The sequence below is a fragment of the Burkholderia sp. M6-3 genome, assembly GCF_050858985.1.
Taxonomy (GTDB): domain Bacteria; phylum Pseudomonadota; class Gammaproteobacteria; order Burkholderiales; family Burkholderiaceae; genus Paraburkholderia; species Paraburkholderia caledonica.
In genome coordinates, this window is record NZ_CP110090.1 from 646,247 (window position 1) to 658,541 (window position 12,295).

General features: G+C 57.9%; 8 protein-coding genes. 5 read left to right on the forward strand and 3 right to left on the reverse strand.

The window, feature by feature from the left end; translation table 11 throughout:
* Positions 1–438 precede the first annotated feature (438 nt).
* The 4 genes from OH764_RS02845 to OH764_RS02860 all read left to right on the forward strand — a co-directional run bounded on the left by OH764_RS02845 (position 439) and on the right by OH764_RS02860 (position 6,248).
* The gene (locus tag OH764_RS02845; protein WP_498847962.1) at positions 439–1,368 is read left to right on the forward strand and encodes a polysaccharide deacetylase family protein; all 930 of its coding nucleotides are present in this window, start codon (positions 439–441) and stop codon (positions 1,366–1,368) included.
* A gap of 102 nt (positions 1,369–1,470) precedes the next feature.
* Positions 1,471–3,273: a right-handed parallel beta-helix repeat-containing protein gene (locus tag OH764_RS02850; protein WP_498847963.1), complete on the forward strand. Its 1,803-nt coding sequence runs from the start codon at positions 1,471–1,473 to the stop codon at positions 3,271–3,273.
* A gap of 367 nt (positions 3,274–3,640) precedes the next feature.
* Positions 3,641–4,264, forward strand: a complete 624-nt coding sequence (locus OH764_RS02855; RefSeq protein WP_498847964.1) for an SCO family protein — start codon at positions 3,641–3,643, stop codon at positions 4,262–4,264.
* 25 nt (positions 4,265–4,289) lie between these two features.
* Positions 4,290–6,248, forward strand: a complete 1,959-nt coding sequence (locus OH764_RS02860) for an RICIN domain-containing protein (protein ID WP_440785585.1) — start codon at positions 4,290–4,292, stop codon at positions 6,246–6,248.
* A 506-nt stretch (positions 6,249–6,754) separates the two neighbouring features.
* Here OH764_RS02860 and OH764_RS02865 read toward each other — a convergent pair.
* Together OH764_RS02865 and OH764_RS02870 are read right to left on the reverse strand one after the other, a co-directional pair.
* Positions 6,755–7,390 carry an FMN-binding negative transcriptional regulator gene (locus OH764_RS02865; protein ID WP_498847965.1) on the reverse strand — a complete coding sequence of 212 codons (636 nt, stop codon included), beginning with the start codon at positions 7,388–7,390 and terminating at the stop codon, positions 6,755–6,757.
* Between the two features lie 183 nt (positions 7,391–7,573).
* Positions 7,574–9,136 carry a hypothetical protein gene (locus OH764_RS02870; RefSeq protein ID WP_131317674.1) on the reverse strand — a complete coding sequence of 521 codons (1,563 nt, stop codon included), beginning with the start codon at positions 9,134–9,136 and terminating at the stop codon, positions 7,574–7,576.
* An 856-nt stretch (positions 9,137–9,992) separates the two neighbouring features.
* On the opposite strand from OH764_RS02870, the gene OH764_RS02875 reads away from it, so the two are divergent.
* Entirely contained in the window at positions 9,993–11,108 is a 1,116-nt protein-coding gene (locus OH764_RS02875; RefSeq protein WP_498847966.1) for a glycosyltransferase family protein, read from the forward strand.
* 76 nt (positions 11,109–11,184) lie between these two features.
* On the opposite strand, the gene OH764_RS02880 is transcribed toward OH764_RS02875, so the two are convergent.
* The gene (locus OH764_RS02880) at positions 11,185–12,159 is read right to left on the reverse strand and encodes an FkbM family methyltransferase (RefSeq protein WP_288824332.1); all 975 of its coding nucleotides are present in this window, start codon (positions 12,157–12,159) and stop codon (positions 11,185–11,187) included.
* Positions 12,160–12,295 lie beyond the last annotated feature (136 nt).

The following is a 12,295-nucleotide window of genomic DNA, read 5'->3' on the forward strand; positions in this document are numbered from 1 at the left end:
GAATATGCCGACGAAAGTCTTTCCATCGCTTCAACGGAAGAGGGCGGCAAACAAGGCTCATACATTGTCGGAATGCTGCGACTCGTCAGACGCGGATCGTGCCTGAATGAAACCGGGTCGCGTGTAGAACGGTGTGAAGGTGGACTAGCGCGTGATGCGCACCAGTCAGCACTGCCAAAGTCTGGGGTGCCATTTTCGACGCGTATGTTCGCGAGCGCACAACCTGAGCGGGATCATTTGCGCTGCATAGGCGCAGCACCACTGTGCATAAGATATGAATATGCGCTTTGTCGGCGACGGTATTCGCGAAAAGTAAAACCGTTAGAGGTGAATGCAGGCAAGCAGCGTCTTTGTGGTTAACCGCACGTTCTGGCCTTATTGGGAACGGTATAAGGAAGCGCTCAACCCGTGCTGTATTTCGTGACCTGAAGAGGCGACATGAAACCGAAGCGACCAATGCGCACGATTTTTACGCACGCCATTCTTCTCAGCGGCTTACCAGCGCTCACACGCTTTCTACTGTGGCGAGACCGGGTTGCGGTACTTCTTTATCACGATCCCGATCCAGCCACGCTTGATTCACACCTTGCGTATTTGAAGCAGTATTGCGACTTTGTTCCGATGTCCGAAGTGAATACGCCTGGAAAAGGTCGCCAGCGCGCGGCGCTCACATTCGACGATGGCCATGTTGGAAACGCTGCGCTGTTGCCGATTTTCATCAAGCATGGCGTTCGTCCTACTATTTATATTTGCAGCAGCATCGTGGCACATGAGCGCACTCACTGGTGGCTCACGCCAGGCGCCCAGCATGCGGGCGTCAAGCGTCTGATCAAGCTTCCCAACGCGCAAAGGCTCGAAGAGTTGGCGCGGTACGGGTTTCAGCAGAATGTGCGCAGCGACGAAGCTCCGGTCAGTGGGCTCAGCGCCGGGCAGATAGAAGCAATGCTGCCGTACGTGGATTTTCAATCGCACACGCGTTTTCACCCGACGCTCACACGCCTCGACGATCAGGAGTGCATCGAAGAACTCGCGCAATCGAAGCGTGAGGTCGAGGAGCTTACCGGGGCACCCTGCGAACACTTCGCATATCCCTATGGCCGGTATGGGTCGCGCGAAGTGGCGATGCTAAAGGCGACCGGATACAAGAGTGGACGCACCACAGCGGTCGGCTGGAATGACGAAAAAAGTGATCCGTTTCGTCTGAGCGCATTCGATATCGAAGACGATTCGTCATTGCCCTGGTTTGCCGCGCAAATGACCGGCGTGCCGCTCGCGTGGCGAAGGCTCCCTTTGGGCGCGGTGAAGTCGATATTGATCAGGACGTTTCACTTCGCTCGTATCGGCAAGCCGCAGACGAATGCCGGTTAATTGATCGGTAGGGTGCAGTGGGTGATGTTGCTATCGCATCGCGGCAGATGCTGAGGTCTTCTCGACGGCAAACCATTTGTACTCGAACCTGCGGGAAAAATTTTGAGCGAACAGAGGCGCAACTTCCTGACGAAGTTATCCACGACCGCAGGCGCGGCAGTGGCGGGATACTTTTCGGCTAAACCGGCAACTGCGTCGAATGCAACAAACACACGCGGGCCGAGTGGCGAAGCAAGCGTGCTGGACTTCATGTCGCCCGAAGCACGCGCTGACGCACGCTCTGGCGCGCCGTCCGTCGATCACAGCGCTGCGATACAAGCGGCATTTAGCAGCGGCGCGGCAGTCGTGAATGTCCCTGGCGGTCACGTGTTCAAGGTGACCAAGCCCCTCAGGATTGAGAAGGCAATTCGTGTAGTCGGCGGCGGCGAGTTGCGATTTACAGCGGGCATCGCCAATGCAGCGGCGATCACGGTGACTGCTCAAGGCTGTGAATTCGACGGAGTCTATCTCACGAACCCGAACATGCTTCAGTCGAATAGCGGCGAACGCAACGTCGGCATCATGTTTCGCGCGAGTCTCGGTTCCGTGACGCGCTCGACCATTCGCTATTTTCAGAACGGCGTTCAGGTCGAGTCGACGGGCGAGTACCACGATTTCATCATCGCCAATAACAGGGTTATTGACTGTATCGGCGCTGGCGGCGGCCCGACGCAAAAGTCCACTTATGGCGAGGATCGCGGCGACGGTATCACGGTCTGGGGTTGCGCAGCGACGATCACCGGCAATCTCGTGACAGCCAGAGCCGGTCAGGACTGCCGCATCGGAATACACATGGAAGGGCTGGCGAACTACCATGCCGACTCTTTCCCGTTGCAGGACAACATGTGCACCGTGGTGGGCAACGTCGTGCGAGGTTCGTTCCGGCGCAGCATCGTGACGGAGAACGTCAATAACTCCACCATTACGGGCAACACCTGCGAGGGCGCGAAGTGGTGGGGCATAGCTATCGTCCGATCGCTGGCGTGCTCGGTGACGGGTAACACGGTGATATTCGACCGCGCCGCAACCGACGGCACTGGCTCTGCATGGGACCCAATTCACGCAGGCATTGCCGTGTATGGCGGAGCCGTGCAGTGCGTCATATCGGGCAACACGGTCGACCTCACGCGCGGTCACGCGAGAGCCGCAATTTGCTTGATAGGCTCGGACACCGATAACGCGGTCTCAGTGGAGCAGCGGGCGACGACAAACGGCACGGCTCGTGTGACGCTGACATCCGCAAATGCTGCGGTTCAACTCGGCCAACTTATTACTGGGCCTGGCGTGCCGTCAGCAACCTTTGTTGTGAGTGTTGCTGAAACCGCGCTGGTTGCGAGCAACCCGATACGCGCCGGCTCGCCGCTATTGACTTTCATATGGCACGAGCGCGGACAAGGCACAGCTGTCACCAATAACAGTGTGCTTTGTAATGCTGCGGATGGTGCAATTGGCATTCTCGCGCTCTACCAGGATTCGCCGTCGATTCTAGGCAATAACCTGCGCTACATGGGCGCGCACGGAATTCATTGTGTGGACGTGTCAGACCCGGTAATCAATGGCAATACCGTGCTCGGTCAAGAGAGCCCGAAAAATGGCATCTACCTGGAGTCGAGCGCGACGGGGGCCGTGGTAGTGGGAAATGTTGTCGAGGGTTTCAGCGGGCCTGGAGGAAGTGGAATTGCGGCGGCAAATCGCGTTGGCGGTGTTGTGTCGGCGAATCTCGTGCGCCGTTGCGAGACGGGCATGAATCTGAACGGCTGCACTGCCATGTCGGTGACGGGAAACAGTGCAATGAGCTGTGGCACCAGCTATTCGCAGGCACGCGGTGCCGGCATGCTCCTCGCAAGCAACGCCAGTGCGGGTTGAGAAAATAACGTCGCGGCGCGCGAATCAATATAGATCACGGCAACGCTTCGCATTGCCGGATTGTTTCATTCGGTCCACGTTCCGAGCTGCCGCGTGTGGACAAGTTTCACGTCACGAAGCACCAGGAAGTGTGGGGTACTAAACAAACCGTCGTCGCCGTCTTCGCATACGATCGAATGCCGTCGACGTTAATCGCTGCCTCCAAACACGTAACCGGTTCGCCGCCTCCGGAACCGAAGCAACGTAGCGATCGCCGACTCACCCGACGTGTTCATTGACTGCCGCGCCAAACGCTGTTTGCGAAGGCGAGTGTGCAGTTCTGTGAGCTTTTGCGGAGGACGACGCCTTGTTTGATCCGAAAGCTCTCATGCGCGCTGAACCTGGCGAGTCCACGCCGGTTGAAAGATCGTCGCGCCGCGTCTTCCTGCGTGATGCCGCAATGCTTGCACTCGCGGCGGCGCCTTTGTCGTCGTACGCACAGCATGGGACGTCGGGGCTCGTCACTCCGCCAGTTCGTCTGGAAGACACGCGGCTGGTCGATCAGACCGGTACAGAGCGATCGCTGAACAGCATGCTGCTAGATGGCGTGACGGCAGTTCAAACCATCTATACCGGATGTAGTTCTGTATGTCCTCTGCAAGGAGCGCTATTCAGCGGGGTGCAGCAACGGTTGGCACAAATTCGTGGACGTTATCCGGTTCGATTGCTCTCGATCGGGATCGATCCGCTTTCCGACTCACCGTCCGCGCTGCATGAGTGGCTCAAGCGTTTTCAGGCTGGGCCAGCATGGACTGCTGCGACTCCGACACTGGGAGACGTCGACGGAATGCGGATGGCACTTGCAGGTAGCCGCTTGCCGCTCGGCAACATTGCGGATCATGCAACCCAGATCTACTGCTTCGATGCAAGGGCGCGGTTGCGCTGGCGCAGCGCGGATCTTCCACGTGTAGACGAAATTTGCAATGCGCTGGGCGCATTGGGGCGCGCGTAGTTCAACGTTAACTGGAGCAGAGATCATGGCGCCAATTCCGTTTGTCAGATTCATCTGGCTCTATGCAGGCAGATGCGTGAATGCACTTTGCGTCGCCGCTATAGCGTTCGCGCTTACCACGTTTGCGACCCGCGTAGAGGCGCAAACGGTAGGTCCGATCACGCTCAGCGGTATGAATCTGTGCGCGGACGTTGACTCTGCATCGACAACGGGTGGCGCCTCGGTCATTTCCTGGGGCTGTTCGGGCGGTGCAAATCAGCAATGGCGGCCCGTACCCACCGGATCTCAGTTCCACTTCGTAAATCAGAACAGCGGCCTGTGCATGGACGTGACAGGTGAGAGCTTGAATGCTGGTGCCGCCATTATCCAGTGGGCGTGCAACGGTCAGACGAACCAGACATTTACTGCGAAGCCGCAAGGCAACGGCTACGCGATCGTCGCTGCGCACAGCGGCATGTGTCTGGCGGCGCAGAGTTTGACTGGATGGGGGCAGCAAATCCGGCAGCAAGTATGCAATGGGAGTGCTCTGCAGACGTGGCAGTTGAGCGGCCTGAACGTGAAGACGTTGCCGTCGAAGTGGTCGGCCCCTGTCGGAGTGCCGATGGTTCCCGCGGCGGCCGCCAATCTTCCCGACGGCAATGTGCTGGTGTGGTCGTCGGATATGCTTCTCGACTTTACGTCCGGTGAAATCACGCCGGGAAAGACCTACACCGCGGTCTTCAACCCAACCACGGGAACCAACAAGCAGGTACTGGTCAGCAACACCGGGCACGATATGTTCTGCCCCGGCATTGCGAATCTGCCGGACGGTCGCCTGCTGGTGAACGGGGGATCGAGTAGCTCGAAGACGAGCATCTACACGCCTTCGACAGGTCAATGGTCGTCGAGCAACCTGATGAAGATCCCGCGCGGCTATCAGGGGACCGTTACGTTGAGCAATGGGAGCGTGTTCACGCTCGGTGGCTCATGGAATGGCGGCGAGGGCGGCAAAAACGGCGAAACATGGACGTCCGGTTCGGGTTGGCAGATCAACGGCGCGATACTCGCCGACTACATATTGACCCAGGACGCAGCGGGCATATTCCGCGCCGACAATCACGCGTGGTTGTTCGCAGTGTCCAATGGACGCGTTTTCCACGCCGGCCCGAGCCAGGCCATGCACTGGTTCGACACCGCAGGTAACGGCAACGTGACCGATGCCGGCAAGCGCGCGAACGATACCGACGCGATGAACGGGAACGCCGTCATGTACGACATCGGCAAGATTCTCGCGGTTGGTGGTGCGCCAAGTTACGAGCAGTCGAATGCGACGTCGAATGCGACGCTCATCGATATCAGCACCGGCACAGCGGTCGCCACCGCGCTGCCTCCGATGAGCTATACGCGGGCATTCAGCAGCAGCGTTGTGTTGCCGAACGGGCAGGTCGTCGTGGTGGGCGGTCAAGCCTTTGCGCAGCCTTTCTCGGACGACACTGCTGTGCTGACTCCGGAGTTGTGGGACCCGGCGACGAAAGTGTTTTCGCAGCTCGCGCCGCAAGCCGTGCCGCGGACGTATCACAGCGTTGCGCTGCTGTTGGCGGATGGGCGCGTGCTGAGCGGAGGCGGGGGACTGTGCGGCGGCTGCGCGACTAACCACACGGACATTGAAATACTTACGCCGCCGTATCTACTCAATGCGGATGGATCGGCAGCGACACGGCCGACCCTCAGTAACGTGCCGGCCGATGCACAGCTCGGTACTTCCATCGCCGTGAAAGCGAGCAGTGGTGTCAAGGCATTCGCGCTCATGCGCCTGTCGTCCAACACGCATGCTGTAAACAACGAGCAGCGACGCGTGCCGTTGAGTTTCACGGTAGGTACGGCTGGTGAATTCATTCTGAAGATTCCGGCCGATCCCGGTGTTGTCGTGCCTGGCTACTACATGCTCTTTGCGTTGAACACCAACGGAGTGCCGAGCGTGTCACGCACGCTGCGCCTGCACTGATGATTACGTCGACAACCTTACGCCGGGCGATTCGGTTGACCATCTGCTTGGCGATACTAAGCAATGCGCATTTCGCGCATGCCGACTTGAGCTGCACGCCGGGCGATATGGGCTGCGCGATTTTCACCGGACAACGTGCGGCAGTAGCGCACCTGCGCGACGACAATCAATCGCTGCCGGAATGGACCACGCGATGCGTGAACTGCCATACACGGACGGATCCATCGCCCGGCTTTGCACCGCCCCTTACTCGTGGCTACTTGCTCGATGCAAGAAGCCGCCGGGGCGGCCCGCCCAGTCGGTACGATCCGGTTGCGTTCTGTCGGGCAGTCAAAGACGGCATAGATCCGGCAAGCGTGGTGTTGCGCAAGTCTATGCCTCACTTCGAGCTATCGAGTGCCGAGTGTGCAGCGCTTTGGCGCTTTGTCACTAACCCGTAGTGCGCTGGACGCTGCGGGCATGTTGCCCACTGGCCGACTTGAGGAGGACGCCGGGGCCGACTTGGCTTACTGCTTATGCGGCGTATGCTCGAGCATCGCATCGGCGATACGATGATTGCCGTTTTCCTTCAGCGCTTCGGCCGCGCCCTCGATGTCGCGTGCGTCCTTATTCTGGCTTAGCTTGCTTTTGCCCACGAGCCGCGTGATCTCGATCTCCAGGCCGACAATCGCTTTGAGCATGGTGTCGATATATTCGCTCGGCGCATCTCCCATTTTCCATGGACGAGGCTGGCTCGCCTCATGTGTGCGAGTCAGGCGCGCCACGAGGCCTCGCACGTATTTTTCATCGTCGCGAATCGTGATGCGGCCGTGCGCGTGCACCACCATGTAGTTCCAGGTGGGCACCTGTCTGTGCGTTTCCTGCTTGCTCGGGTACCACGTGGGCGAAATATAGGCATCGCCCGCATGGAATACGACGAGTACTTCATCGCCGTTGGTCACGTCCTGCCACAGCCGATTGTTTCGCGCGACGTGCGCGTGCAGCACGCCGAATTCGCCTTCTTCCGGCGCTAGTTCGAACGGAATGTGATTAGCGTCCAGACCGCTCGTGCCGTGAGTGATCAGCGTGCCGAAGGGATTGTGCGCGATGAACGCATGCAGCACGTCTTTGCGCGCTTCGTTGAAATGGTCGGGTACGTACATGGCTGCTCCGGTGAGTTCTGTACGCAGTGTGCGCCAAAACTCGTGTCGCCTGTAGAGCCAGCTTCGGGCGATTTCTTCAGGCCAGAGTCTCAGCGCCGCGTGTCGGTGTCTCGTGAAAAAGAAATGGCCTCCCGCCAGAAAGCAGCGGGAGGCCATTTCGTACATCGAACCCGGACGGGCGGATCAGCTGTCCGCGTGGCCCGACGTAAAGTTCGTGAATGCGCCGTACGGCGGATTCAGCGCGGTCCCGTTGGTCATAATGCCGAACGTGTTGTTGCCGCTGTCGAGCACGTAGTACATGACGGACTGAATGTTGTGCGTCTTGCGAGCCGCATAGAACGAACCCAATTGCGACGTAATGTAACTCGCTCGATATGTTTGCGACTGCTCCGGGCCGGTGTTCCACTCGGTGATGAAGAACGGCACACCGTATCGGGCCTTGCAGTACGCAGGCAGGTTGATGCCCGGACCCGCGCCATCGGTACCGATGTTGAAAATGTCGCCATACACTTCATAGTTGTGCCATGTCGTGATGTCCCAGCGCACCTTCGGATAGCCGCCGCTGCCGTCGGGTTGCATGCCGTCCCACAGCGCGTCCGAGGCACCGACGTCGGCGACGCAGAAGTTGATACCGCATTTCGCGCCGGGCTGTGCGGCTTTCACTCCGTCGATCATGCCGCGCATTGCGCCGCGCATGGTGGGCCAGTTCGCATTGTTGAAGTCGAGGGCCTTCGTTCCTGCGTTCGTCGAATCGATGATGATCGCCCTGTCGCGCGTCAACTCGTTTCCGCATTCATAGAACGTCACGCCGTACGGCTTCAGCGCGTTGGCGATCGTGAATGCCGGTCCATACGTGGCGTTGTACGCAGCGGATTCGCCTGCGAGCAGTTTGCCGCTGCTGTCGTACAGACCCAGGTTGACCAGCACGAGCAGCGTCATACCCGCCGACTGGAACGCCTGTGCCAGTTTGACCACAGCATTCAATTGATTCGGATCTGCCGTGCAGCCAACGCGGTAGCTCGTGCAGCCCAGGCCCTTCAGGATCGATATCAGTTGCGTCGGCGTGTACGTGTAGTCGAAGTGACCGTTAATGCCAAAGAAGCTTCCGGCGGTGGCGGCGGTGGCAATACGCGGATCGCTACATGGCAACCATTGGGCGGCCACCTCTGCGTTCGCGTAGAACTGGCCGCTGGTGTTGCGGCAATAGATCTTGCCGCCGTACCAGAGCACCAGCGACACGTTGTAGTTGTTGCCCACAACTGCGCCGTTCCGGGAGATAACGCCGTTGGTCAGCGTCCACACGGCGCCGGTCTTGTCGACAATGTTGGGAGCCGACGGCATCGTCGTGCCGTCCGGCGACGTCGTGCCTTGGCGCGGGTCACTCGTAGACTGCCATGTCGATCCAGTCCATTGGTAAAACTGTGAGCTGGTGTTCTCGACGTAAATGTTGCCGTTGAAGCACAGCGCGAGAATCACGTTGTAGTTGTTCCCGGCCTTCGCGCCATTGCGATAAGCGACGCCGCCCGAAAGAGTCCAGGTGGCGCCCGAGCCGTCGACCAGGGATGTCGCCGGCGGCATCGCGGCGCCGTTCGGCGACGTGCCTTTGGCCGTTGCGTTCGTCTTTTGCGCCGCAGAATTAGCGGTAATTGTGCCACCTTCTTCCGCACCACCGCCGCCGCATGCGCTCAAAATAACACTACCGCTCAGTGCCGTCAGTGCGCCAATAAACTGTCGTCTTTTCAACATTTTGAATTATCCGCTATCGAAAAAACCCCGAAAAAATTTATAAATTTGATTTTGTATTTTGTTGATTACTGATCTTGAAACTAGAAAATCTTTGTTTTTATTCGCACTACTGATCGTCTATAAAATCTCAGTGCTATTTGGTGCGTCATGCCGTGCGTCTGCCGAACCGGTTTGCGCCGCTTTAATGAACGAGGCGGTTCAAACAAACGCGCACGAGCCAGTCGAAACGGCCGGGCCGATTCGCGCGTCGGGGAATCATCAACAGTGGGGTCAACCGAACTGTTTGCCGGAACCGCGGATCAGAACGGTGTCCGTGCAAACGTTTGCTGGGAGCGAACCCGCAATGCGTAAAATTTGCGGGGTTGCTACTGCGAACGGGGTAGATCTTACCCGCAAGACTCGTCGGACAAAACGAGAAATAGCAAATTCCCGCCAGAAAGCAAGATCGTTTCCGATTTCGCGGGTTGTCCCAAATAAGTTTTACTTTCTCCTTATCGTATGGGGACTGGTCGCCCTGCATTTTTTTCGCTTTGACCCCAAGAGACGGAGGTCATATTTTCCGCTTTCATGTGCGTCGGCTTAGCTTCCCGCCGCCACACCCTCGCGTGGCAAAAACGACACGAATGCCCGCGTTCAGCACTTTCGGACACGGGCGCCCTGGGCTCCTGTGAGATTGGCGCGTTCTAAGGTGATGCAACTTCGCAAAACGATTTGGCGCATGCTAAGCTGAACTTAAAGATGGAGCGTTAATTCACCCAATACTGGTTTAGGCGTTTGAATGGTGGGCATCGTAAATGTCCGGGTATTCGCCTGAGCGTGTTGTTTTCGCGCGTGAAGCTTGACCGGAGATTGTCGAATGTCGCAGGTCAATGACGAAACCAGTTACGCGAATGGAAAAGACGAAGTGAAAAGACGGCCGCGAGTGTTAATGTGCCCTTTTAGAAATCCTACAAACCGCTACATCGACATTCAGAAGGATCTATATAGATCCGCCGGCTACGATGTGTTCCCGCTGTCAATCAGGGGACTGCTGAGCGGCGGGTTCGCCGATCTGTTCAAGCCGGAGAACATGCTCGTATTTCATTGGCTTGAATACCGGGCGTTCAGGCGTCAGAAAGGCACGGCACAACTTAGCGTGACCGGCTGCCTGCTGCTGTCGTTCTACTGTTCATTGATGTTGATCGGGCGAGCAAAGGTCGTGTGCTTCGTACATGATCAGGCAGTGCACGATACGGTCGGCTTCAACAGGCGCCTGTCTATGCGGATCATTGCGCTCGTGCATCGTCTTGCCGATGTCCGTGTTGTACACGCGCCGGACTTTCAGGCTCGCTATCGTGCGCAGTATTTACCTCATCCGCTCTATTGGGACGCTCCCGGCCATCCGTCAGGTACGGCGAAGCCCCGCGGCGCGGCGCCGCTTTATACGATGCTCGGCGTGATTCGTCCATATAAGCAGATCGACGCGGTACTCGACGTTTGGCCGGGCGATTGCAAACTGCACGTCGCCGGCCACGGCACCGAAGCCTATCTCGCGACGTTGAACGAAATCATCGACAGCAAATCGCTGCGAGAAGCCGTGCGCATCGATTCGAAGTTTTTGACCGACGCAGAGTTCGCGCAAGGCATTGCGCAGAGCGACGTGTTGATCTTGCCGCATGCGGCCGACTCCATGCTCGTCAGCGGCGTCTTCTTTGAAGCCATTGGTCTCGTGCCGGTTCTGATCGCACGATCGACACCTTTCATGGCGTGGGCTGCGAGGAGGTTCGACAACGTCATGCTGTTCAATGACGTAAGCGAGCTTCCTGCGATTCTGAAGTCGGTCAATGAGTCGTGGCAGACCATTGCCAGCAATGCGGCCAGGCGCAAAGCTGTCGACGAGTTCGGGTGGAACGCCTGCTCCCGGCAGTACGCGCAGTTTTTCGAGTCGGTCGTAGGGCATACGAACGCTGTCGAAAAACCGGTCACTGAGTGACGCTGTGAGCCGGTAGGGCGTTGTCAGGTTCGTTGGTACGTTGTTAAAGCGGCTTGCGTGCAGCAAGCCGCTTTTGCTATCGCGCGAGTGACGCCGTCTTTGTCGCGAAGATATCGACGTAATTGAGTGGATCGTCGCGCCATTTTGTAATTGTGCTCCGCAGGCGCGCTGCGATTGTTCGCATGGGTTCCGTCTCGGCTGGTATTCCCGCCTTTGCGTCGGTTTCTTCAACCTTGCCGTAAGTGAAGTGCTCCTCGAGAAACTGCAGCACGACGTTGGGATCGCCCCCTAACCGGGCCATATGATATGGCGACCATTCCACGAGGATCGCATCGGCTTTCGCAAGCGTCTTGCTGCCGCCAGCAAAGACGTAGGGTTCCGCACCCTGTGTGTCGACTTTCGCAAACACAGGGCCGGACAACTGAATAGGAAGATCGTCCAGCCTTGCGCAGCGCACTTCGATGATCTTGCGACCCACCTCGTTCTGTTTTGCCGGAAGGTTGGTTTCGAAGTGAAGGCGGTGGTCGCCCAGATTGCCGTCGGCAATCTCGAAGGGCAGTACTTCCTCTCGTTCGTGCAACGCGAGTTGAAAAGTCTCTATGTTGGGTGACGGGCAATTTTCCGCAATGTTGCGTAGAAGATTGCGGTAATTGACCGGTTCCGGTTCAAACGCATAACACTTCACGCGCTCGTTGTGCTGCGCAATCGGTATGGTCGTCATGCCGATGTTCGCGCCGATGTCGAGATATGTTCCTCCCGAACCGGCGAAGAACAATTTCAACTTGTCGGAAAGCTCAGGCGCCCAACGTCCGGTCTCGGCGTATTTCTTCAGAATGCTCAGATCATTCGAACTGCTGACCATCGTGCCGTACTGTCCATTTGCTGAGAACCGCACAACATTGAGCTTCCGTGAGAGGCTGGACAGGTAGAGATAGCCATACTCTCTCGCGAGCGAGTTATCTTCCAAGAGGGACTTTGCCATCACATGCCGAAGCCTCAAGGGAAGCATCGAGGTTACAGCGCCAGCGGCGGAGAGAACGAGTTTCTTCATGAGAAACAGAATACAGCAACCCTATTTCCGCAGCGTTTCCACATCTCCTCGCTTTCGGCAAAGGCATCAACGAAATCGGCCAGGCCTGGTAAGCGGACGACACAACTATAAACGCAACGCCGCGCTGGTGACGCAA